Source organism: Nocardioides thalensis (assembly GCF_013410655.1).
Classification (GTDB): Bacteria; Actinomycetota; Actinomycetes; order Propionibacteriales; family Nocardioidaceae; genus Nocardioides; species Nocardioides thalensis.
In genome coordinates this window covers 579,899-600,877 of record NZ_JACCFP010000001.1, presented here as the reverse complement: position 1 = coordinate 600,877, position 20,979 = coordinate 579,899, and the positions used below count along the sequence as shown (strand labels likewise).

Genomic DNA, 20,979 nt, shown 5'->3' with positions numbered 1-20,979 from the left:
CGGGCGGACCCTGCTCCCTGGGCGCCCGGGACCGCGCACGGCGACCGTGGATCCGGGACGGCACGGTGCCGTCGGTCAGGAGTCGAGAAGTCATGAGCATCCGCGTGGAACGCAGCGAGGTCCACCCATCAGTCCCCGCCGCCGGGCACGGCCCGTCGAGGGCCCACGCCGTCGCGGCGGGCATCCTGCTCGTCGGGGGCCCGCTCCTCTGGGCGTCGTCGTTCCTCGCGATGCCCGACCTCGGCGACGACGAGGTCTACGCCTACGACATGGTCACCTCGGTGTTCTTCCTGCTCGCCCTGGCGGCCCTCGCGAGCGTCGCCCGCGCGGCACGCGCGACCGGCAGCGGCAAGGGGCGCTGGCTCCCGATCGTGCCGATCGCGCTCGCGCCCTTCGGCATCGCGAGCAGCCTGGGCACCCTGCCCTACGAGACGTACGACGCCGCGCCCACCTGGGTAGCGGTGACGGATCCCGCGTGGCCGCTCACGCAGCTCGCGATGCTGGTCTGCGCCGTCGCGATCGTCCGCGTCGGCCGCTGGCGCGGTCCGCTGCGCTGGCTCCCGCTCGCCGGCGCGCTGTGGCTCCCGGTCGTCGGCGCCGCCCAGGCCGCGCTCGGGGAGGACGGGATGGCCGTGGTTTTCACGATCTGGATGGCGGGGACGTACGCCGCGATCGGCGCCCTGCTCTGCGTGCGCCCGGACGCCGCACGGGCGCGCTGAGCGCCGTGCGGCCGCGGCCTCAGTGGGAAGCCGGCCTGGTCGCCACGACGAAGACCCGGCGGAACGGGAGCACCACGCCGTGGCCGCTGTCCGGGTACGCCGCCCGCAGCCTGCGCTTGAGCTCCTCCTCGAACGCGGGCCGGAGGTCGTCGGGAAGCGCCTGGAGGGTGGGCCGGGCGCCGGTGCCCGACACCCAGGTGAACACCGGGTCGGGGTCGACGGCCGTGTCGAGGATGTGCAGGTAGGTCGTCTCCCACGCGTCGACCTCGCAGCCGAGCCCCTGCAACGCGCGGAGGTACGGCGCCGCGCCGTGCGCGGCGGGCACGGCGACGTCACGGGTGTGCGGCGCGTAGGGCTCCTCGGCGGCGAGCTCGGCGCGGATGACGTGGCTGGGCTCGTCGAAGTTGCCGGGCACCTGGAACGCGAGGGTGCCGCCGGGCGCGACCCTGTCGACGAGGGCCGGCAGCAGGTCGAGGTGGCCGGGCACCCACTGGAGCGTCGCGTTGGAGACCAGCACGTCGACCGGTTCGTCGGCCGCAGCCGCCCACGCGCGCAGGTCGGCGACCCGGAAGTCGATGCCGGGCACGTCGCGGGTGGCGCGCTCGATCATCTCGGGCGAGCTGTCGACGCCCTCCACCCGTGCGGCCGGCCACCGCTGCGCGAGCAGTGCCGTCAGGTTGCCGGGGCCGCAGCCGAGGTCGACGACGCGCCGCGGGTCGTCCGCACGGACGCGCGCGACCAGCTCGACGAACGGGCGGCCGCGCTCGTCGGCGTACGCCAGGTAGCGCTGCGGGTCCCAACGGTGGGTCATCTCGCCTCCAGGAAGGCGAGGACCCGCTCGGCGACCTCGTCGGGCTGCTCGAGCTGGAGGAAGTGACCGGCGCGCTCGACCACGGCGACCTCGGCGTCGGGCGGGAGGTGGTCGGCGGCGCGCGCGGCCCAGCGTGGGTCGAGGCAGCCGTCGTCGGCTCCGTGGAGGTAGAGCAGCGGGACGCGGGGCCGGCCCACCCAGTCCCTCGCGAGATCGCGGTAGCGGGCGGGGATCCGCCACTGCCGCGGCTGCGCGCGGTAGTAGCCGATCGCGGCGCTGCGCCGCGACTCGTCGGGCAGTGCTTCGGCCAGGTGCGCGAGGTCGGCCGCGGCGTCGTACCCCGGGGACCATCGGCGCCACAGGTGGGCGACCAGCCGCTCGAAGCTCCGCTCGGGGAGCACCGGCAGCTGGTTGAAGAGGATGTACCAGCTGTTGGCGGCCTGCCGCGGCAGGATCCGCGCCCAGGCGCCGAGGTCGGCACGGGTCGGGTTCATCGACGGGATCGGCGGCACCGCCATGGCGACGACCCGCGCGTAGGGACTGCGGGCGGTCGCGGCGAGGCCGTTGGCGGTGATCGCTCCCCAGTCGTGCCCCACCAGCACCGCCCGGCCGTCGCCGCCGAGCGCGGCATGGAGGTCGATCGCGTCGGCCATCAGCGCCGGCACGTGATAGCTGCCGTCGGTAGGCAGACCCGATGGCGCGTAGCCGCGGGTGAACGGCGCCGCCACGCGGTAGCCCGCGGCGGCGAGCGCCGGACCGAGGTGGCGCCAGGTGTGCGCGGTGTCGGGGAAGCCGTGGAGAAGCACGGCGAGCGGGCGGTCGCGGTCGTCGATCTCGCCCCAGGTGAGGCTGGTCAGGCTGACGGCGTCGAGGTTCGTCGTGCGCTGGTCCACGGGTCCACCCTAGGACGTCTTATCTTGATGTCAAGATTCTTGAGGGTCCGATAGGGTGCCGCCATGTCCAGAGGGCGCGACGAGGTCGACGAGCTGCTCGAGGCCTGGGCGCGCGAGCGCGGCGACCTCGACCTCGGGCCGGTCGCCGTCTTCAGCCGGATCTCGCGGCTCGCCCACCACGTCGACCGCGCCCGCCGGCAGGCGTTCTCGGCGCACCGGATCGAGCCGTGGGAGTTCGACGTGCTCGCCGCGCTGCGGAGGGCGGGCGCGCCGTACGAGCTCTCGCCGGGGCGGCTGCTGCGCGAGACCCTGGTGACGAGCGGCACCATGACCAACCGCGTCGACCGGCTCACGGCCCGGGGGCTCGTCGAGCGGCACCCCGACCCGGCCGATCGCCGCGGCGTGCTGGTGCGGCTGACACCGGAGGGCAAGGAGGCGGTCGACGGCGCCTTCGCCGCGTTGCTCGACGCCGAGCGCGACCTGCTCGCCGACCTCTCCCCCGCCGACCAGAGGAAGATGGCCGACCTGCTCCGGCGGCTGCTGCTGCCGTTCGCGGACTAGGGCCGGCGCTCGACGCGGTGCAGGTCGCCGATGGCGGCCGACAGCTGGGCGCGTACCCGGCGCAGGTCCTCGAGGGCCTGCTGGACACCGGCGACGGCGCGGACGACGTCCTCCGCGTGCGCGATCGCGGTGTCGGCGTGCCGCATCCCGTCGGCGAGCACGCGCGCGGCCTCGTGCCGCGCGGCCGCGACGGTGGCGGCTGCCGCGGCGCGCCCCTCCTCCTCGGCCTGGAGCGCGATGTCGCCCGCGCGGGCGATGAGCAGCTCGGCGTCGTGGATGGCACGCTGCCGGACCTGTGCGGCGTGCGCTCGGTCGAGCTCGGCCTCGCGGCGGAGCTCGCTGGGCAGGGGGTGATACGCGTCGGGTCGCCCAGACGCCATGACCGTCCTCCTCGATGGGGGCGAGGGGTGCAGTGGGAAGTGCGCCGGGCGTGCGGGAGCGTCACCCGGAACCCGGCCAACCTAGGCGGGATCCGCCCGGGTCGCACGCTTTTGCACAGGTCGGCGACGTTCGCGGGCGCTGGGGCGAGCTATTCGAGCACCTCGGCGGCCTCGAGCCACTCGAGCTCGGCCGCCTCCTTCTCCTCGTGCACCTCGGCCAGCTCGGCCGCCAGCTCGGTGAGCCGCTCGGGGTCGGTGGCGGCGGCCGCGATCGCCTCGGTGAGCTCGGCCTCGCGGGCCGCCAGGCGCTCCAGCTGCTTGTCCAGGCGGGCGAGCGCCTTCCTCGCCGTACGCTCCTCGGCCGAGCCGGGCTTCGCCTTGGGCGCTTGCGCGACGCCACGCTGATCGGGTTTCGACGCGTGCGTCGCGACCTCGTCCCTCGGTCGCGGCACTTGCTCAACCTCGTCTCGCGACGCAGCTCGCTCGTTCCTCGCGACCTGCTGCTCGCTTGACCTGCGCTCGAGGTACTCGTCGACCCCGCGGGGGAGCATGGAGATCTGGCCGTCGCCGAGGAGGGCCCACACGGAGTCGGTGACGCGCTCGAGGAAGTAGCGGTCGTGGGAGACGACGACGAGGGTGCCGGGCCAGCCGTCGAGGAAGTCCTCGAGTACGTTGAGGGTCTCGATGTCGAGGTCGTTGGTCGGCTCGTCGAGGAGCAGCACGTTGGGCTCGGTCAGCAGCAGCCGCAAAAGCTGGAAGCGGCGGCGCTCGCCGCCGGAGAGGTCGCCGAGGCGGGCGGTGAGCTTGTCGCCGGTGAACCCGAAGCGCTCCAACATCGACGTCGCGGTGATCTCGCCGTCCGCGGTCTTCGTGACCCTCCGGATCGACTCGACCGTGGCGAGCACCCGCGCCTCGGGGTCCTCGAAGCCGACCTGCTGCGACAGGTGCTGGAGTACGACGGTGCGCCCGTGCCGCACCTTCCCGTGCTGGGGCGCGAGCTCGCCGGCGAGCAGGCCCAGCACCGACGACTTGCCGGCGCCGTTGACGCCGACGATCCCCACCCGGTCGCCCGGGCCGAGCCGCCAGGTCGCGTGGTCGAGGAGCACGCGCTCGCCGCGGGCGAAGTCGACGTCCTCGACGTCGATCACGTCCTTGCCGAGCCGCTGCGTCGCGAACCGCTGCAGCTCGAGCCGGTCGCGCGGCGGCGGGACGTCCTCGATGAGCTGGTTGGCGGCGTCGATGCGGAACTTCGGCTTCGACGTGCGGGCCGGGGCGCCGCGGCGCAGCCAGGCGAGCTCCTTGCGCACCAGGTTCTGCCGCCGCACCTCCGAGGCCGCTGCCTGGCGCTGCCGCTCGGCCTTGGCGAGGACGAACGCCGCGTAGCCGCCCTCGTAGGCGTCGACCACGCCGTCGTGCACCTCCCAGGTCTGCTGGCACACGGCGTCGAGGAACCACCGGTCGTGGGTGACCACGACGAGTGCGGACGGCCGCGCCGCGAGGTGGGCCGCGAGCCAGGCGACCGCCTCGACGTCGAGGTGGTTGGTCGGCTCGTCGAGGATGATCAGGTCGTGCTCGCCGAGCAGCAGCGCGGCGAGCCCGCAGCGGCGCCGCTCGCCACCCGAGAGCCCGGCGACCGACCGGTCGAGGTCGACCCCGGCCAGCAGCACGTCGACGATCTCGCGCAGCCGCGCGTCGGCCGCCCACTCGTGGTCGGCCATCCCCCGGAGCACGACCTCACGGACGGTGTGGGTGTCGGCGAAGTCGTCGCTCTGGCGCAGGAACCCGACGAGCAGGCCACGCTCCCGGGAGACGCGGCCGGCGTCGACCGGCTCCTCCCCCGTCATGATCCGCAGCAGCGTGGACTTCCCGTCACCGTTGCGGCCGACGATGCCGATCCGCTCCCCCGCCCCGACACCGAGGGAGACGTCGGTCAGGAGCGGGCGGACGCCGTACGACTTGGAGACCTTCTCGAGGTTCAGGAGGTTGCTCATTCGTACTCCACCACGTGCGCACCGGCGACCGGGCCGTTGACGACCGTCACCCGGTCGAAGCCGCGCTCGGCCAGCCGGGCGGCGATGTCGCGCGCGTCGACGGCGTCGGTGGCAGCGCCGAGGAGGGTCGGGCCCGACCCGGACAGGAGTACGGCGGACGCGCCGCACTGCAGGATCGCCTCGGCCTTCCGCTCGAGGTCCTGGCGCAGGTCGAACGCGGCGTCCTCGAGGTCGTTGCGCACCAGGACCGCCATGGTGGCGCCGGCCTCGCCGCGCCGCAGTATCTGGAAGCGCGCCGGATCGATCGCGATGTCGTCGACGGCGTACTCCCCCAGGTCGAACGCGGCGTAGACCGACGCTGTCGAGAGCCCGACCTCGTCGAAGACGACGACCCACCACCAGGTGCCGTTGTCCTCGACCGGCGTGACGACCTCGCCGCGGCCGGTGCCGTGGGCGGTGCCGCCGACCAGCGCGAACGGGACGTCGGAGCCGAGCGTCGCGGCGATCGCGAGCAGGTCGTCGTCACTCGTCTCCAAGTTCCAGAGCCGGTCGAGCGCGACCATGGTGGCCGCGGCGTCGGCGGAGCCGCCGGCCATGCCGCCCGCGACCGGGATGCCCTTGGCGATCTCGATCGCGGCGGCGCGGTCGACCCCGTGGTGCGCGACGAGCGCCTTGCCGGCCCGGATCGCGATGTTGTCCTCGTCGTCCGGCACTCCGGAGAGGTCGACCTGCGGACCCTCCGCGACGGTGGACACGGACCACTCGTCGGCGCTGGTCACGGTGACGTCGTCGTAGAGCGAGACCGCCTGGAACAGCGTCTCCAGAGGGTGGAAACCGTCGGGCCGCACCCGGCCGACGCCGAGGTAGAGGTTGATCTTGGCGGGCGCGCGGACCGTCACCGACAGCGGATCGGGCAGGGGTACGGCGGCGCTCATCAGGTGCATCCTGCCAGGGTTTCGAGGCTCGGCCGCGGGCGGCCTCGCACCTCAACCAGCGGCGAGGGCCTCCGCGATCTTCACGAACCGGTGGATGTCGAGCGACTCCCCGCGCGCCAGCGGGTCGACGCCGGCGGCGACCAGCGCGGCCTCCGCCGCCTCGCCCGAGCCGGCCAGTCCGCGCAGCGCTCCCCGCAGGGCCTTGCGGCGCTGGGCGAACGCCGCGTCGATGACCGCGAACACCGCCTCGCGGGACACCGCGGTCGTCGGCGGCACCCTCCGCGTCCAGGCGACCAGCCCGGAGTCGACGTTGGGCGCCGGCCAGAAGACGTTGCGCCCGATCGCGCCGGCGCGCCGGACGTCGGCGTACCAGGCGGCCTTGACCGACGGGACGCCGTACACCTTGGAGCCGGGAGGGGCCGCGAGCCGGTCGGCGACCTCCGACTGCACCATCACGAGGCCGTGCTCGAGCGAGGGCAGCAGCGCCATCAGGTGCAGCAGCACCGGCACGGAGACGTTGTAGGGCAGGTTCGCCACCAGCGCGGTCGGCGGCGGACCGGGGACCTCGGTGACCCGCAGGGCGTCGGCCGGTACGACGCGCACGCGGCCCGTGTGGTCGGGGGCGAACTCGGCGATCGTCCCCGGGAGCGCGTCGGCGAGGAGCGGGTCGAGCTCGATCGCGGTCACCTCGGCGCCGGCCTCGAGCAGTGCGAGCGTCAGCGAGCCCAGGCCCGGGCCGACCTCGAGCACCACCTCACCGTCGCGCACGCCCGACTCACGGACGATCCGCCGCACCGTGTTGGCGTCGATCACGAAGTTCTGGCCGCGCTGCTTCGTCGGCCGGATGCCGAACCTGTCGGCAAGGGAACGGACCTCCGCCGGCCCGAGAAGCCTCGGGCCGGCGGAAGCGTCAGTCATGGGGGCGAGGCTATCGGCCCTCAGGCGGGATAGGGCAGCAGCGTCCGGTCCACCTCGTCCCAGGCCTGGCGCAGCGCCGCGAGGTCGTCGGGGCGCCGGGTGGCGAGGTCGGCCTGCTCCCGCACGTCGGCGGCAAGGTCGTAGAGGCGCTCGGTGCCGCCCTGTCGGACGTACTTGAGGTCGCCCCGCCGGAGGGCGCGGCCGCTCCGGGTGCGCCAGAAGAGGTCGCGCTCCGCGACCGACTCGCCGTCGAAGAGGTGCGGGACCAGGCTGGTGCCGTCGAGCGGGTACGCCGGGTCGGGGGTCGCGCCGCCGAGCTCGAGAAGGGTCGCGGTCCAGTCGGTCGTGTAGACGGGGGTGTCGTCGACCTGCCTCCGCGGGATCCGGTCGGGCCACGACAGGATCGTCGGCACCCGGATGCCGCCCTCGCTGACGCTCGCCTTGTTGCCGCTGAGCGGCCAGTTGTACGAGAAGCGCTCGCCGCCGTTGTCGCTGGCGAAGAGGACGAGCGTGTCCTTCTCCTGACCGCTCCGCCTGAGCTCGTCGAGGACCCGCCCGATCGCGGCGTCGAGGTTCTCGACCATCTCCGTGTACTTCTCGATCGAGCCGCCGTCGTAGTGGAAGAGCGCATTGGTCTGGCCCGCCTTGAGCCGTGCGGTGAGGTCGTCGCTGACCGCCTTGTCGCCCGGGCCCTCCCACGGCCAGTGCGGTGAGGTGAAGTTGAGGTTGAGCAGCCAGGGCGCGGCCTGGCGGGCGCCCCGCCGTACGACCTCGACGGCCTTGTCGCGCACGATGTCGGTGTAGTAGCGGGGGTCCTCGACCTCTTCCTCGCCGTCGAACAGGTCGTGTTCACCACTCGGCGACAGCTTGCTGAAGTAGTCCACGCCGCCGGAGTAGTTGCCGTAGAAGGTGTCCCAGCCGGACTTGAGGGGCGAGAACCACGGCAGGAAGCCGCCGTGCCACTTGCCCACCATGTGCGTGGAGTAGCCGGCCTGCTTGAGCAGCGACGCGAGGGTCGGGTGCTCCGGCGGGATGCCGTTGGCGGGACTCGGGTTGCCGATCGGCTCCTGGAGGCCGCCCGGGGTGCGCCCGGGATGGCGACCGGTGTAGAGGGCGATCCGCGTGGGCGAGCAGACGGCCCCGGCGGAGTAGCCCTGGGTGAACCGCAGGCCGGACGCGGCCAGCCGGTCCAGGTGGGGTGTCTTGATGTGCGGGGACCCGTAGACGCCGAGGTCGGCGTACCCGAGGTCGTCGGCGAAGATCACCAGGATGTTGGGGCGCGGGCGGGGGCCCTTGCGCGCGATCGCTCGGAACGGCTGCTCCGCCGCCGCGGGCTCGGCGGCGCGGACGGCGGCGGCTGCACCGACGGCTCCGACGGCGGCTCCTGCCAGGGTCCGGCGGGTGACCCGGGGGGTGCGGGTGGGGGACGAGTGGGGCATGGGTGCTCTCTATTCAGACGAAGTCGACTAGAACAGTGCACATACTAGAGTCGCGGTCGACGAGAGCGGGAGGTGCGTGGTGAGCCGAAGTGCCGCGGCGATGAAAGGTGCGAGGGGCATCCTCGTGCGAGGGGGTCCGACGACGATCGGGAGCGAGGACCACTACCCCGAGGAGCGACCGGTGCGACGCGTCGCGGTCGCCGACCTCTGGGTGGACGAGCACCCCGTGACGAATGCGGAGTTCGGCCGCTTCGTCAAGGACAGCGGCCACGTCACCGTGGCCGAGCGGCCGCCGGCGCCGCTGCCGGGCGAGCGCGTCGAGGACCTCGAGCCCGGCTCCCTGGTGTTCGCGCCACCGCCGGGGCCGGTGCCCCTCGACGACTGGCGGCGTTGGTGGGCCTGGGTTCCCGGCGCCGACTGGCGCCACCCCGGCGGCCCGGGCACCGGGCTGCACGGCAAGGAACGGCACCCGGTGGTGCACGTCGCCCGCGCCGACGCGGAGGCCTACGCCGCGTGGGCGGGCAAGCGACTTGCGGAGGAGCCGGAATGGGAGCATGCCGCACGCGGGGGGACCACGACGACGTTCCCCTGGGGCGAGGAGCTCGAGCCGCGCGGCCGCCCGATGGCCAACACGTTCCGCGGCGACTTCCCCTGGCGCCACGACGACGCGGCCGGCGCCGGCACGACTCCTGTCGGGCGCTACCGGACGAACGGCTTCGGCCTGGTCGACATGATCGGCAACGTCTGGGAGTGGACGGCGTCGGCGTGGACCGAGGACCACGCCGTGCGCCTGCTCAGCAGCTGTTGCGCGCCCGCGGTCGGCCCGGCGGCGGAGGAGCCACGGGCGGTGACCAAGGGCGGCTCACACCTGTGCGCGCCGACCTACTGCCGTCGCTACCGGCCGAGCGCTCGCCAGGGCCAGGCGCTGTCGAGCACGACGTCGCACCTCGGCTTCCGGTGCGTGCGCGACGCCTGACGCGCTCCCACGAGGAGCGCGCCAGGCGTCGGTCGCGATCAGCCAGAAGGCTGTGCGGTCTTACTGGGGCAGGCCGAGCTGGGCCGAGCAGTGCGGCCAGGAGCCGTAGCCACCGGTCGCGGCACGGACCTTCTCGGCGATCGCGATCTGCGTCTCGCGGCTCTGCTCGTGCGGCATGCCGGGGCCGCCGTACGCCTGCCACGTCGACAGCGAGAACTGCAGGCCGCCGTAGTAGCCGTTGCCGGTGTTGATCGCCCAGTTGCCGCCGGACTCGCACTGCGCGAGGGCGTCCCAGACGGTGCCGCCGGAGGCGTAGTTGGTGGTCGGCTCCTCCTTGGTGCCGACCTCGACGATCTCGGCCACCGCGGGGTCGATGACCTTCTCGCGGAGGACAACGCGCTTGACCAGGTCGCCGTTCTCGAACACGAGGCGGTAGGTGACGTCGCGGACGCCGGACGCGCCCTCGCGGACGACCGTCTCGGTGCCCTCGTACTCGGAGTCGTCCTCGCGGGTGATGGTGTCCAGCGAGTAGTCCTCGCGCTTCACGCGCTTGCGCTCGACCTCGATGTCGGTGAAGACGACGGTGTCGCCGTCCTTCAGCTCGGCACCCAGCCCGGGCTTGACCTCGTCGTGCTTGTCGACCTTCACGTCGAGCCGCTCGAGCAGCTCACGGACGGTGAGAACGGCGAGCTCGCGGGTGTCGGCCTTGGCGCCGGCGATCTCGAGGGTGAGCTTCTTCGGGGTGACGGCCTCGATCTCGCCGCCGTCGCGGCTGATCGTCATGCTGCGGCTCGTGACGAGTCGCGCGTCACCCTGGAGGCGGGCGATCTGGCTGACCGCGGCCTCGACGTCGGTGGCGGTGATCCAGTGGGTCGTCGTCTTGCCGTCGACGGTCACCTCGACCGGACGGCCGTAGCGGACCGCGATCTGGTCGCCGTCGACGACCGGCTCGTCCAGCTCGGGCTGCACGAGGTCGTGCTCGCCGATCTCGATGCCCTCGGCGTCGAGGATCTCGCCGACGGTGTCGCCGAGAGCGGAGACCTCGCGCTCCTCGCCGTCGACCGACAGCGTCACGGAGGTGCTCATCGACTGATATCCGTACGTCGCCCCGGCGACCGCCAGGATGACCACGACGGTGGTCGCGACCAGCGCCGTACGGCTGCGGGCGACCTTGCCGAGAAGGAGTGCGACCCGCGCCTTCAGCGAAGGCTTGTCAGGGGTCGTCAGGGACTGGGTCTGGGTGTCCTCATGAAGCGACACGATTCTCCGAACGTCGTGCTCCCCGGGCCTCGGAAGCCGGCCCCTCACGCGCGAGAGAGCGTCCCGCCGTACCTCATACGTACGGCGGCGACCGCTACCCCCAGAACCTCTCGCGAGGGCTCATCCGGCGGCTGTAGCACGCCTCCGGACGCCGGCTGGATTCGTTCCCGATCCCGGCCATCAGTCATCCACCAGACCCTGTTCTCACCCCGAAATGCAACTCGGCGGGCCCTTTCCGCGCCGGGAACGTGGCCCGTTTCACGCGCTGAGCGCCTCACGAGTCACATGAGTCACATGGTCGCGCTAACTGGCAGCTAGCGCGTTGTCACCAGGCGCCGCCGAACGCCGCCTCGGTGTTCGCGTCGATCGCCGCGCACAGCTCGCCCAGGTCGGCGCCGCGCTCCTCGGCCATCCGACGGACGGTCAGCGGCACCAGGTAGGAGGCGTTGACCTGCCCGCGATGGGGCGTCGGGGTGAGGTACGGCGCGTCCGTCTCGACGAGGATCCGGTCGACCGGAGCGACGCGCAGCGCCTCGCGCTGCGGCTCGGCGTTCTTGAACGTGATCGTGCCGGCGAAGGAGAGGTGCGCGCCCCGGTCGAGGCAGGCCCGGGCGAAGGCGGCGTCGCCGGAGAAGCAGTGCATCACCCACCGGTCGGGCGCGCCCTCGCTGTCGATCACCTCGAGCACCTCGTCGTGGGTGTCGCGGTCGTGGATGACCAGGGTCTTGCCGAGCCGCTTCGCGAGATCGACGTGCCACCGGAACGACTCCACCTGCGCCGCCCGGCCCTCCTCACCCGTGTGGAAGGCATCGAGCCCGGTCTCCCCGACCGCCCGCACCTTGTCGTGCGCGGCGGCCAACGACTCGATCTCCGCCCAGGCCTCCTCCAGCCGGCCGGCCGCGGCGAGGCGAGGCGCCTCGTTCGGGTGCAGCGCGACGCCGGCCACCAGCTCCGGGTGCTCCTGCGCGGCCGCGACCGCCCACCGCGCCCCTCGAAGGTCGCACCCGATCTGCACGATCCGGCGTACGCCGACCGCGGCCGCGGCGTCGATCGCCTCCCGCGCGTCCCACGCCGCGCGGTCGCGGTCGCGGCTGATGTCGAGGTGACAGTGGTTGTCGACGACCGGGTGCGGCAGCGGCTCGGGGACGGGCGGGTGGCCCTCGGGCATCACCGTCAGATCGCCTCGCCGCGCACGCGCTCGAGGATCGCGTCCGCGAGCTCGTCGGGCGCCTGGCCGGGGATCCAGTGCGAGACGCCCTGGAGCACGACCAGCTCGAACGGCGCGTCGACCCACTTCTCGGTGTGCTCGGGAGCCCACCGGCCGAGGGCGACGTCGTCGGTGCTCCACACCAGCGTGGTCGGCACCGTGACCTTCTTCCGCGCGCGCTTGAAGTCGTTGAACGGAAGCGCGCGGTACCAGTTCAGCGCGGTCGGGAGAGCCCCCGCCTCGATGACGTCGGTGCGCACGTGCGCGGCCTCCTCGGCCGTCATCCCGCCCATCCGCATGAAGCGGTCGAGCCACCTCGAGCCCACGGCCTCCGGGAGGAGGGGCAGCTGGAACGCCAGCATGTACCAGGACTTCAGGCCCTGCGACGACCGCAACCACGAGTCGACGAACGCGGCGGGGTGCGCGACGGAGACGGCGGTCAGCGTCCGCACCGCTCCCGGGTGCTCCATCGCGGTCCACCACGCGTTGGCGGCACCCCAGTCGTGACCGACCACGTGCGCGCTTCCGCCGACGACGTCGATGAGCGCCTTCACGTCCGCCACCAGCTCGTCCTGCACGTAGTCGCGCCGCCGCTTGGGTCGCGCCCCCGGCGCGTAGCCGCGCTGGTCCAGCGCCAGCGTGCGGTAGCCGGCGCCGGTGAGGATCGGCACCACGTGCCGCCACGACGTCGCGCGCTCGGGGAAGCCGTGCAGCAGGACGATCGGCTCGCCGTCGATCGGGCCCTCGTCGAGGACCCCGAGGGTGAGGCCATCACGTTCGACGGTCTCGAGCCGCCCGGTCGTGTCAGCCATCGACGTGCACCACCTGGTAGACCTCCCGCTTCGGCAGCCCGGCCGCGACGGCGACCTGGGCGATGGCTTCCTTGCGTCTCATGCCGTCCTCCTCCAGCGCGGCGACGGCCGCACGCAGGCTCTCGGGGTCGCTGCTCACCGTAGGGCCTGCCGGTGCGCCGCTCACCACGAGGGTCACCTCGCCGCGCACCCCCTCCTCGGCCCAGGCGGCCAGCTCGGCCAGCCCGCCGCGCCGTACCTCCTCGTGCGTCTTGGTCAGCTCCCGGCACACCGCGGCAGGACGGTCCCCGCCCAGCGCCCCGGCCATCGCGCCCAGCGCGGCCGCCGTACGGTGCGGGGCCTCGAAGAACACCATCGTCCGCGGCTCCCGTGCGAGCTCGGCCAGCCGCCGCGCCCGCTCCCCCGCCTTGCGCGGCAGGAAGCCCTCGAAGCAGAACCGGTCCACTGGCAGCCCCGACACCGCAAGCGCCGTCAGTACGGCGCTGGGCCCCGGCACCGCAGTGACGCGGATGCCCCGCTCCACCGCCGCGGCCACGACCCGGTAGCCGGGGTCCGACACGCTCGGCATCCCGGCATCCGTCACCAGCACGACGCGTTGCCCCGACTCGAGCGCCTCCACCAGCACCGGCGTCCGTGCCGTCTCGTTCCCCTCGAAGTACGACACCACCCGCCCCGGGACCTCGATCCCCAGGTCGGTGACGAGCCGCTTGAACCGCCGCGTGTCCTCGGCCGCCACCACGTCGGCCGCGCCCAGCTCCTCGGCCAGCCTCGGCGGCGCATCCCCCGCCTGCCCGATCGGCGTCGCCGCCAGCACCAACACGCCCGCCATGAGCCGATCATCGCAGCAACTTCGGCCACGACGCGTGCGGGCTACGTCGGCCTCACACCGCGGCCCGTGCGGGACCTGGACGTCCTTCCCTGCGATTTCGCGACGACGCGCCGGCGCCCCGACCCAGCGGCGAGCGAGCACCGAGCGCCGCAGCGCGGCGGAGCGAGCAAGCCGGGAAGGACGGCCAGGGCCCGGGCGGGCCCAGGCAAGCCGACGCAGCCAGCGCACCACCCGCGCACCTCACCGCCCGTACAGTTCAACCTCGTGACCGTCGAGCGCACCAGCGGGCTCTCCCGCACCGCCGACGGCCGCGTCGTCCCCACCGCCGTCGAGCGCGCCCGCGGCGCCCTCGCCGGCCTCGGCCGCCAGGAGCGCCTCGTCGGCTGGCTCGCCCCCCTCGCGCTGACCCTGCTGGCCTTCGGCCTGCGCATCCACCACCTCGGCTCGCCGAACCGGTTCGCGTTCGACGAGACCTACTACGCCAAGGACGCCTGGTCGCTCCTCCAGAACGGCTTCATCCAGGACCACCTCGAGGACGCCGACGGCAACCCGAAGACCGAGATCGACGCCGACATCGTGGCCGGCCACACCGACAACCTGTGGACCGGCGACCCGTCGCTAGCCGTGCACCCCGACGTCGGCAAGTGGCTGATCGCGCTCGGCGAGCGGGCGTTCGGCATGGACCCGTTCGGGTGGCGGATCGCGTCGGCCGTCGTCGGCGCGCTGATGGTCCTCGTGATGTGCCGCCTGGTCCGGCGGATGACCGGATCGACGCTCTACGGCTGCATCGCCGGCCTGCTGCTGATGCTCGACGGGCTGCACCTGGTGCTCTCCCGGCTCGCCCTCCTCGACATCTTCCTGGCGTTCTTCATCCTCTGCGGGGTGCACTGCGTCGTCGCCGACCGGGACTGGTTCCGGAGGAGGCTGGCCAGGAACGCCGAGTCGGCTCATCTTCACGCGCCCGACGGTGACGACCAGCCGACTCGGCAGCGCTGGCGCGTGAAGATGAGCCGACTCGGCGGGGTGGTGCTCCTCCGGCCGTGGCTGGTGGCGGGAGGTGTCTGCTGGGGGCTGGCGATCGGCACCAAGTGGGCGGCGCTCTACCCGCTCGCGGCGTTCGGGATCCTGGTCTGGCTGTGGAGCGCGGGGGCGCGTCGGTCGTTCGGCGTCCGGTGGCCCGTGCTCAAGAGCGCGGTGGCCGACGGCATCCCGGCGTTCGTGCACCTCGTCGTGCTCGCCGGCATCGTCTACGTCGCGTCGTGGAGCGGTTGGCTGGCACACGTCGGGGAGTACGAGGAGCACCTCAGCTCGACGCAGTACACGCGCTACACCGGCCACGGCCACTGCGCCGAGGACGACGACTCCTACGTCGCGACCGACCTCGACGACGACAAGAGATGGCCGACAGCCGACGAGCCCGATGCGAGCGGCCCCGCGGAGGCGTGGCAGTCGCTGCGGTCGCTCTGGTACTACCACCAGGACGTCTACACGTTCCACACCGAGTTCCTGGACTGCTCCGAGCACACCTACCAGTCCAAGCCGTCGAGCTGGCTGCTGCTCAACCGGCCGGTCGGCGTCGCGGTCACCAACGACATCCAGCCCGGCACCGACGGCTGCGACGCGCCCCAGGGCAGCGACTGCATCCGCCAGGTGCTGCTCCTCGGGACGCCCACGATCTGGTGGGGCGGCACCCTCGCGCTGATCTTCGCCGTCGTGATGTGGGTCGGCGCGCGCGACTGGAGGTACGGCGCCGCGGTGGTCGGTGCGCTGTCGACCTGGCTGCCGTGGACGATCAACGACGACCGGCCGATCTTCCTCTTCTACGCGTCGGCGATCCTGCCGTTCGTCGTCATCGCCCTGACGCTGACGATCGCGACCTTGATCGGGCCCTCGCGCGACCCGAGCCCGCGCCGCACGATCGGCGTCGTCGTGGGCGGCGCGTTCGTCGTGCTCACCCTGGTGAACTTCGCGTGGTTCTGGCCGATCTGGACCAACGGGCTGCTCACCAACAGCGAGTGGCTGGACCGGATCTGGTTCTCGCGCTGGGTCTGACGCCGGCGTCCGAAGAGGCCTCAGTGGTTGCGCAGCGCTGAGATGAGCTCGTCCTTGCGCATCTTGGAGCGGCCCTCGATGCCGATCTCGCCGGCACGCTTGCGCAGCTTGTCGACCGACCAGTCGTCGTAGTCGCCGGCCTTGCCGCCCCGGCGGGAGACGGCCTCGCCCTCGGCCGCCTTCGCGTTGGCGATGCGCGCGGCCTTCTCCTTGCTGGCGCCGTCGTCGCGCAGGGCCTCGTAGGTCTCGGGGTCCTTGACGCTGGGGCCGGGGTCCCTTCTCTTCTTCGCCGGCATCGCGTCCTCCTCCGGGTCGGATCACCCGGAGCGGTACCCGGCCCCCACCGCGGCAGACGATCAGTCTAGGAGCGGCCGCACCTCTGCACCCGCGCCGACCCGCACCTCACCCTGCTCCCAGTCGATGGCGACCTCCGGGCCGAGCTCGACGAGGCGCGTGTGCCGGTGCAGGTGACGCACCGCGGTCGCTACCAGCCACGGGCCCTGCTCCCGCCGCCGGTCGTAGCCCAGCAGCGAGCCGGGCCGTCCGTGCCCGACCACCAGCGAGACCACACGGTGCCGCCCCGGTTGGTCGGGCGGCGCGGTCAGGTGCGCGTCGAGGACGTGCAGGACGTCGCCGTCGGCGGGCACCACGCGCATCGCGAGCAGCGTGCCGAGGCGGCGCCGTACCGGCGCGTCGGCCGGGTCCGCCCGGCGGCGCAGCAGCCCGTCCCGCTCGACGTCGAGGTGAACCTCGCTCGTCACGTCGTCGACCCGGTCCATGTCGATCACCAGGGGCACGTCGCGGTCGGCGCGCGAGGTGCCCGACTGCACGTAGCGCTCCATCAGCCAGGCGCCGAGGCGACCGCCGAACCGCGGCAGCAGCGCCGGCGTGCCGACCAGCAGCCCGGTCGGCACCAGGCCGCCGTCGGGGTCCTCGGTCAGCTCGACGTCGCTGACCTTCGCGACGTGGCGACCGTCGACGTCGACCACCTGCCGGTCCAGCAGGTGCAGCGCGGCGTCGTACTCCGTGTCCGGCCACGGCTCGGTCGGGCCGCGGTGCGGCGGCGGCTGGTAGCCGTGCTCCCGGCTCATCTCACTGCCCCATCTTCGTGATGATCATCAGCGGGATCGCGGCGACCGACGCCAGGCAGACAAGCCCGAGGTAGAGCACGCCGAGGGTGTTCGCGAACCGGCCGTTGACGTGCCGGCCCAGGTAGTCGGGGTCGTTGGCGACGACGAGGATCGGGAAGTAGGTCAGCGGCAGCGCCACCGCCGAGAAGACCACGGAGAACTCGGTCACCAGGATGGGGTCCACCGCGGTCATCAGCACCCCCGCGGCCACGACGACGCACACGACGAGGCTGATGTGGAATCCCGCCGCCTCCTGCGGGCGGACGTACTTGCCCCACTGGTAGCCGAAGTACTGCGCAAGGCTGTAGCCCGCCGACAGCCCGGTCTCGCACGCCGCTCCGAACGTCGCTGCGACGAACCCGACGACGGCCACCGCGAGGCCGATCTTCCCGAGCGCGACCGCAACGGGCAGCCCGACCTGGCCCAGGGTCGCGACCTCGATCCCGGCCGGGAGGAACACCACCGCGGCGGAGCCGGCGATGAACAGCGACAGCAGCCCGCCGAGCGGGAACCCGATGAAGACGTTGGCGCGCATCACGCCCAGGTCCTTGTCGGACCACCGCTCCTCGACGCCGCCGCTGGAGAAGAAGAACACCTCGTACGGCGTCATCGCGGCACCGAAGAGAGCGACGCCGATGTAGGCGTACACGAGCCAGTTCTCCCCCACCGGCTTGTCCGCGGTGACCAGGTCGTGGCCCAGGCTCATCCAGTCCGGCTGGAGCTGCCACAGCGCGACGCCGAACACGAGCAGCGCCAGCCCGAGCATGCCGAGCACGTTCTCCATCGCCGAGAACTTCGCGCGCCAGAGCACCGCCCAGACGAGCACCGCGACGAGCGGCACCCAGGCCAGGTGGTGCACCGAGGTGACCAGCTGGAGAGCGAGCGCCACGCCACCGATCTCGGCGACGAACGTCAGGAAGGTGACGGCCAGGGAGCCGACCAAGTTGAGGAAGCCGACCCGCGGGCCGAGCCGCTCCCGCACCAGGTCGAACGTCGCCCGGTGGCTGACCGTCGCGATCCGGCCCGACATCTCGGCGAACACGCAGATGCCGACCACGCCCACGATCACGACCCAGCCGAGGGACAGGCCGAACCGGGCGCCGACCTGGGCGTTGGTGACCAGGTCCCCGATGTCGACGAAGCCGCCGATGGCGCTGAGGATGCCGAGGAAGACGGCGAAGTACTTCTTCATCGGGCGCTCACAGCCGCCCCGCCGCGCGCTCGAGAGCCGAGACGGTGTCGCGCAGCTGGCGCAGCAGCGCCTCGTCGATGTCGCCGGCGACGACGGCCACCCGGGCTGCGCGTACGGCGTCCGCGGCGTCGCCGAGGATCGTCAGCAGCTGCTCCGCACGCTCGCGCAGGCCGGGTGGGGGCTGGACGGACGCGAGCGACTCCTCCGCGGTGGCGACCTGCCTCTCGACCTCGCTCGTCACGGTGACGGCGTACGCGTCCCACACCTCGTCGTCCCGTGCCGCCGCGACCGTGAGCCGCGCCGTCGCCACCTCACCGGCTGCGTCCGTCAGTGACGTCCGGGCGATCTCGTTCCAGCCCTTCTCGCCGGGCTCGGAGACGGTGCAGCCGGTGGACGCAACAAGAGCGAGCAGCAGTGCGGCCGCGCCGGTCCGTCGGCCGCGGCGCGGGATCACCCGCCGTCGCCGGGCGACGCCGGGTTCCGGCCACCTCCGAGCTGGGGAACCACGAACCACAGCAGCGAGAATGCCACCAGCGCGGCCGCCCCCGCGATCAGGCCCGCGGTGAGCCCCACGACGACGTCGAACACGAGCAGCACCACCGTCGACGACACCAGCCCGAGGCCCGCGAGGCCCACCCGCGCGCACACGTTCGCCGCAGCGACGAGCCACTCACGTTGCCGCTGCCGGAACAGGACCCGGTGGAACGCCACCGGCGCCACGATCAGGGCGGTCGTGAGCACCGAGCCCACCAGCACGCCGAGGTAGATGTTGTGCTCGCGCGGCTCGAGGTCGGTGAACCGCTGGCTGAACGGGACCGTCAGCAGGAACCCGGTGAGGATCTGCACACCGGTCTGCATGACGCGCAGCTCCTGGAGCAGCTCGTTCCAGTTGCGCGTGATCTGCTCGGGCGGGCGTTTCCCCCCGGATGCCGGGTCGCCGCTCGACGCCGGGTCTCCGCGGGACGCCGCGTCGCCGTCGGTCATGGCTCGACGCCGTCGTCCGCCTCGGGGTGGCTGACGCCGGGGTCGGGCGACTTCATGTCGGTGCCGCCGTCGGCGATCGCCTCGGTGTCGGGGTCGTCGGGCTCGTACTCCTCCGGGTCGGGCCGGTCGTCCGGCAGGGACCGGATCTCCGGCGCGAGCTCGTCGTCCGGTGGTACGTCGACCCCGTCGGCCTGGTCGGGTCGGTTGCCTGCGTCGCTCATCGCCTTCCCTCCTCGCTGTCGTCGGGCCCCACGTGCAGGAGCAGCCCACCCGGGCGGCAGTCGCGGACGTCGGTGACGGCGCGCCCCGACGCGTGCCCGTCCAGCCACTCGGTCACCTGCTCGGCCTGCTGCGGCACACCCACCTGGAGCAGGAGATGCCCCTCCGGCAGCAGCTGCCGGAGGCTGGTGTCGAGGCACTCCAGGATCATGTCGAAGCCGTCGGCGCCGCCGTCGACGGCGAGCACGGGGTCGTCGGGATATTGCGCGACCGTGCCGGTCGGCAGCCACGGAGGGTCGGCGATCACCAGGCCGAACCTCTCGTCGGGGCGGAGCGCCGAGCGGAGCGCAGCGCTGCGCACGTCGGCCGAGATGCCGGCCCGCTCCGCGTTCCTCCGGGCGTACGACGCCGCGACCGGGTCGCGGTCGACCTGCACGAGGTCCCGGCCGGTGAGCTGCGCTGCGAGCAGCCCGATGTGGCCGGCGCCGCAGCACAGCTCGAGGATCGGGCCGTCGGGGGCGTCCTCCGCCAGCTCGGCCGCCCAGCGGCTCTGCTGTGCGGTCCACGGCCGAGGACGGAGCACCCGACGGTCCCAGCGGATGTCGAGACCGGCGAAGTCGATGGCCTCTTCGGGAGCTTCCATCCGGGCCGCGCTGTTCATGCCCGGGAATTACCCAGGCGTGGTTCCGGCATCCGGGAGCCGCAGGGGCGCCGTCCGTGAGCGTCGTCGCACCCGACGGTCAGAAGACCGGCTTGCCGCCGGTCACGCCCAGCACCGTCCCCGAGACGTACGACGCATCGGCCGGCGAGGCGAGGAAGACGAACGCGGGGGCCACCTCCGCGGGCTGGCCGGCCCGGCCGAGCGGCGTGTCGTCGCCGAACTTCTCGATCTTCTCCGGCTCCTGGGTCGCCGGCTGGAGCGGCGTCCAGATCGGCCCCGGCGCCACCGCGTTGACCCGGATCCCGTCCTGCCCGACCTGCGCGGCGAGGTTGACCGTGAAGTTGTTGATGGCCGCCTTCGTCGCCGCGTAGTCGAGCAGCGTGGTGGACGGCTCGTACGCCTGGATCGAGGTGTTGTTGATGATGCAGCCGGGCCGCTTGCGCAGGTGCGGCACCGCGGCCCGTGAGAGCCACAGGAGCGCGTAGAGGTTGGTCTTGAACGTGCGGTCGATCCGCTCGTCGTCGAGCTCCTCCAGGGAGTGGTCGCGCGCCATCTGGTAGCCGGCGTTGTTGACGAGGATGTCGAGCGCCCCGAGACCCTCGACGGTCTGCTCGACCGCTCGGTCGCACGCGGCACGGTCGCAGAGGTCGAGCGCCATCGGCAGCGGGGTGCGGCCCGCGTTGCGGACCAGGTTCGCCGTCTCCTCGGCGTCGGGCTCCTCCTCCGGGAGGTAGGTGAACGCGACGTCGGCGCCCTCCCGCGCGTAGGCGATCGCGACAGCACGTCCGATGCCGGAGTCGCCGCCGGTCACCAGGGCGACCTGGCCCTCGAGCCGGCCGTGGCCGACATAGCTCTTCTCGCCGTGGTCGGGCTGGGGCCGCATCTCCTCGGTCAGACCCGGCGGCTCCTGCTGCTGGGCGGGGAACCCGCCTCCTTGGCTCTGGTCAGTGCTCATGCAGGAGGCGATACCCGGTGGGTGCCGGTCCAGCCGGTCGACGGATGCCCTCCGC

General features: G+C 72.9%; 23 protein-coding genes. 4 read left to right on the top strand and 19 right to left on the bottom strand.

What is annotated here, in order from left to right; genetic code table 11:
- Positions 1-92 precede the first annotated feature (92 nt).
- Complete coding sequence (locus HNR19_RS02945) at positions 93-719, top strand: hypothetical protein (RefSeq protein ID WP_179666497.1); 627 nt, start codon at positions 93-95, stop codon at positions 717-719.
- Positions 720-738: 19 nt separating this feature from the next.
- On the opposite strand, the gene HNR19_RS02940 is transcribed toward HNR19_RS02945, so the two are convergent.
- Entirely contained in the window at positions 739-1,530 is a 792-nt protein-coding gene (locus HNR19_RS02940; RefSeq protein WP_179666495.1) for a methyltransferase domain-containing protein, read from the bottom strand.
- Positions 1,527-2,423, bottom strand: coding sequence for an alpha/beta fold hydrolase (locus tag HNR19_RS02935; protein WP_179666494.1), 897 nt, complete (start codon positions 2,421-2,423; stop codon positions 1,527-1,529). Before HNR19_RS02935 ends, HNR19_RS02940 begins: the two co-directional genes overlap by 4 nt.
- 63 nt (positions 2,424-2,486) lie before the next feature.
- Between HNR19_RS02935 and HNR19_RS02930 the strand changes: the two genes are divergently transcribed.
- A complete protein-coding gene (locus HNR19_RS02930; RefSeq protein WP_179666493.1) occupies positions 2,487-2,984 on the top strand; it encodes a MarR family winged helix-turn-helix transcriptional regulator in 498 nt (165 codons plus the stop codon).
- Here HNR19_RS02930 and HNR19_RS02925 read toward each other — a convergent pair.
- From HNR19_RS02925 to HNR19_RS02905, 5 genes are all read right to left on the bottom strand, one after another.
- Positions 2,981-3,364: a hypothetical protein gene (locus tag HNR19_RS02925; RefSeq protein WP_179666492.1), complete on the bottom strand. Its 384-nt coding sequence runs from the start codon at positions 3,362-3,364 to the stop codon at positions 2,981-2,983. The two genes, HNR19_RS02930 and HNR19_RS02925, sit on opposite strands and share 4 nt — an antisense overlap.
- A gap of 149 nt (positions 3,365-3,513) precedes the next feature.
- On the bottom strand, positions 3,514-5,355 hold the full coding sequence (locus tag HNR19_RS02920; protein ID WP_179666491.1) for an ABC-F family ATP-binding cassette domain-containing protein: 1,842 nt from the start codon (positions 5,353-5,355) through the stop codon (positions 3,514-3,516).
- Complete coding sequence (locus HNR19_RS02915) at positions 5,352-6,299, bottom strand: 4-(cytidine 5'-diphospho)-2-C-methyl-D-erythritol kinase (protein ID WP_246303467.1); 948 nt, start codon at positions 6,297-6,299, stop codon at positions 5,352-5,354. The genes HNR19_RS02920 and HNR19_RS02915 overlap by 4 nt, the downstream gene beginning before the upstream one ends.
- 42 nt (positions 6,300-6,341) lie before the next feature.
- Complete coding sequence (gene rsmA, locus HNR19_RS02910) at positions 6,342-7,208, bottom strand: 16S rRNA (adenine(1518)-N(6)/adenine(1519)-N(6))-dimethyltransferase RsmA (protein WP_179666490.1); 867 nt, start codon at positions 7,206-7,208, stop codon at positions 6,342-6,344.
- A 20-nt stretch (positions 7,209-7,228) separates the two neighbouring features.
- Positions 7,229-8,647: a sulfatase-like hydrolase/transferase gene (locus HNR19_RS02905; protein WP_179666489.1), complete on the bottom strand. Its 1,419-nt coding sequence runs from the start codon at positions 8,645-8,647 to the stop codon at positions 7,229-7,231.
- A gap of 124 nt (positions 8,648-8,771) precedes the next feature.
- On the opposite strand from HNR19_RS02905, the gene HNR19_RS02900 reads away from it, so the two are divergent.
- Positions 8,772-9,623 (top strand): SUMF1/EgtB/PvdO family nonheme iron enzyme, encoded by an 852-nt coding sequence (locus HNR19_RS02900; protein ID WP_343047024.1) that lies wholly within the window; start codon positions 8,772-8,774, stop codon positions 9,621-9,623.
- Between the two features lie 60 nt (positions 9,624-9,683).
- Here the strand turns inward: HNR19_RS02900 and HNR19_RS23090 are convergent, their stop codons facing one another.
- From HNR19_RS23090 to rsmI, 4 genes are all read right to left on the bottom strand, one after another.
- Positions 9,684-10,883: a resuscitation-promoting factor gene (locus HNR19_RS23090; protein WP_343047023.1), complete on the bottom strand. Its 1,200-nt coding sequence runs from the start codon at positions 10,881-10,883 to the stop codon at positions 9,684-9,686.
- Positions 10,884-11,208: 325 nt separating this feature from the next.
- Positions 11,209-12,051, bottom strand: a complete 843-nt coding sequence (locus HNR19_RS02890) for a TatD family hydrolase (RefSeq protein ID WP_179666486.1) — start codon at positions 12,049-12,051, stop codon at positions 11,209-11,211.
- 5 nt (positions 12,052-12,056) lie between these two features.
- Positions 12,057-12,902, bottom strand: a complete 846-nt coding sequence (locus tag HNR19_RS02885; RefSeq protein ID WP_179666484.1) for an alpha/beta fold hydrolase — start codon at positions 12,900-12,902, stop codon at positions 12,057-12,059.
- Complete coding sequence (gene rsmI / locus HNR19_RS02880) at positions 12,895-13,731, bottom strand: 16S rRNA (cytidine(1402)-2'-O)-methyltransferase (protein ID WP_179666482.1); 837 nt, start codon at positions 13,729-13,731, stop codon at positions 12,895-12,897. The genes HNR19_RS02885 and rsmI overlap by 8 nt, the downstream gene beginning before the upstream one ends.
- A 264-nt stretch (positions 13,732-13,995) precedes the next feature.
- On the opposite strand from rsmI, the gene HNR19_RS02875 reads away from it, so the two are divergent.
- Positions 13,996-15,783 carry a phospholipid carrier-dependent glycosyltransferase gene (locus HNR19_RS02875; RefSeq protein ID WP_179666480.1) on the top strand — a complete coding sequence of 596 codons (1,788 nt, stop codon included), beginning with the start codon at positions 13,996-13,998 and terminating at the stop codon, positions 15,781-15,783.
- A gap of 20 nt (positions 15,784-15,803) precedes the next feature.
- Here HNR19_RS02875 and HNR19_RS02870 read toward each other — a convergent pair whose 3' ends face one another.
- The 8 genes from HNR19_RS02870 to HNR19_RS02835 all read right to left on the bottom strand — a co-directional run bounded on the left by HNR19_RS02870 (position 15,804) and on the right by HNR19_RS02835 (position 20,924).
- Positions 15,804-16,079 (bottom strand): DUF7218 family protein, encoded by a 276-nt coding sequence (locus HNR19_RS02870; RefSeq protein WP_179666478.1) that lies wholly within the window; start codon positions 16,077-16,079, stop codon positions 15,804-15,806.
- A 60-nt stretch (positions 16,080-16,139) separates the two neighbouring features.
- A complete protein-coding gene (locus HNR19_RS02865) occupies positions 16,140-16,874 on the bottom strand; it encodes a hypothetical protein (RefSeq protein ID WP_179666476.1) in 735 nt (244 codons plus the stop codon).
- A 1-nt stretch (position 16,875) separates the two neighbouring features.
- Positions 16,876-18,105, bottom strand: a complete 1,230-nt coding sequence (locus HNR19_RS02860; protein ID WP_179666475.1) for an NRAMP family divalent metal transporter — start codon at positions 18,103-18,105, stop codon at positions 16,876-16,878.
- A gap of 7 nt (positions 18,106-18,112) precedes the next feature.
- Complete coding sequence (locus HNR19_RS02855) at positions 18,113-18,559, bottom strand: hypothetical protein (RefSeq protein ID WP_179666473.1); 447 nt, start codon at positions 18,557-18,559, stop codon at positions 18,113-18,115.
- Complete coding sequence (locus tag HNR19_RS02850) at positions 18,556-19,089, bottom strand: DUF6328 family protein (protein WP_218910125.1); 534 nt, start codon at positions 19,087-19,089, stop codon at positions 18,556-18,558. Before HNR19_RS02850 ends, HNR19_RS02855 begins: the two co-directional genes overlap by 4 nt.
- On the bottom strand, positions 19,086-19,310 hold the full coding sequence (locus HNR19_RS02845; protein WP_179666472.1) for a hypothetical protein: 225 nt from the start codon (positions 19,308-19,310) through the stop codon (positions 19,086-19,088). Before HNR19_RS02845 ends, HNR19_RS02850 begins: the two co-directional genes overlap by 4 nt.
- Positions 19,307-19,951, bottom strand: coding sequence for a methyltransferase (locus HNR19_RS02840; protein ID WP_179666470.1), 645 nt, complete (start codon positions 19,949-19,951; stop codon positions 19,307-19,309). Before HNR19_RS02840 ends, HNR19_RS02845 begins: the two co-directional genes overlap by 4 nt.
- 97 nt (positions 19,952-20,048) lie before the next feature.
- Positions 20,049-20,924, bottom strand: a complete 876-nt coding sequence (locus HNR19_RS02835) for an SDR family oxidoreductase (RefSeq protein ID WP_179666469.1) — start codon at positions 20,922-20,924, stop codon at positions 20,049-20,051.
- Positions 20,925-20,979: the final 55 nt, after the last annotated feature.

What these genes read in the sequence shown, in the direction of transcription:
- HNR19_RS02840 (WP_179666470.1), bottom strand. Translation starts at nt 19,951, where the DNA reads ATGGAAGCTCCCGAAGAGGCCATCGACTTCGCCGGTCTCGACATCCGC.
- HNR19_RS02860 (WP_179666475.1), bottom strand. Translation starts at nt 18,105, where the DNA reads ATGAAGAAGTACTTCGCCGTCTTCCTCGGCATCCTCAGCGCCATCGGC.
- HNR19_RS02930 (WP_179666493.1), top strand. Translation starts at nt 2,487, where the DNA reads ATGTCCAGAGGGCGCGACGAGGTCGACGAGCTGCTCGAGGCCTGGGCG.
- HNR19_RS02925 (WP_179666492.1), bottom strand. Translation starts at nt 3,364, where the DNA reads ATGGCGTCTGGGCGACCCGACGCGTATCACCCCCTGCCCAGCGAGCTC.
- HNR19_RS02940 (WP_179666495.1), bottom strand. Translation starts at nt 1,530, where the DNA reads ATGACCCACCGTTGGGACCCGCAGCGCTACCTGGCGTACGCCGACGAG.
- HNR19_RS02870 (WP_179666478.1), bottom strand. Translation starts at nt 16,079, where the DNA reads ATGCCGGCGAAGAAGAGAAGGGACCCCGGCCCCAGCGTCAAGGACCCC.
- HNR19_RS02865 (WP_179666476.1), bottom strand. Translation starts at nt 16,874, where the DNA reads ATGAGCCGGGAGCACGGCTACCAGCCGCCGCCGCACCGCGGCCCGACC.
- HNR19_RS02915 (WP_246303467.1), bottom strand. Translation starts at nt 6,299, where the DNA reads ATGCACCTGATGAGCGCCGCCGTACCCCTGCCCGATCCGCTGTCGGTG.
- HNR19_RS02845 (WP_179666472.1), bottom strand. Translation starts at nt 19,310, where the DNA reads ATGAGCGACGCAGGCAACCGACCCGACCAGGCCGACGGGGTCGACGTA.
- HNR19_RS02945 (WP_179666497.1), top strand. Translation starts at nt 93, where the DNA reads ATGAGCATCCGCGTGGAACGCAGCGAGGTCCACCCATCAGTCCCCGCC.
- rsmA (WP_179666490.1), bottom strand. Translation starts at nt 7,208, where the DNA reads ATGACTGACGCTTCCGCCGGCCCGAGGCTTCTCGGGCCGGCGGAGGTC.
- HNR19_RS02920 (WP_179666491.1), bottom strand. Translation starts at nt 5,355, where the DNA reads ATGAGCAACCTCCTGAACCTCGAGAAGGTCTCCAAGTCGTACGGCGTC.
- HNR19_RS02905 (WP_179666489.1), bottom strand. Translation starts at nt 8,647, where the DNA reads ATGCCCCACTCGTCCCCCACCCGCACCCCCCGGGTCACCCGCCGGACC.
- HNR19_RS02885 (WP_179666484.1), bottom strand. Translation starts at nt 12,902, where the DNA reads ATGGCTGACACGACCGGGCGGCTCGAGACCGTCGAACGTGATGGCCTC.
- rsmI (WP_179666482.1), bottom strand. Translation starts at nt 13,731, where the DNA reads ATGGCGGGCGTGTTGGTGCTGGCGGCGACGCCGATCGGGCAGGCGGGG.
- HNR19_RS02890 (WP_179666486.1), bottom strand. Translation starts at nt 12,051, where the DNA reads ATGCCCGAGGGCCACCCGCCCGTCCCCGAGCCGCTGCCGCACCCGGTC.
- HNR19_RS02835 (WP_179666469.1), bottom strand. Translation starts at nt 20,924, where the DNA reads ATGAGCACTGACCAGAGCCAAGGAGGCGGGTTCCCCGCCCAGCAGCAG.
- HNR19_RS02850 (WP_218910125.1), bottom strand. Translation starts at nt 19,089, where the DNA reads ATGACCGACGGCGACGCGGCGTCCCGCGGAGACCCGGCGTCGAGCGGC.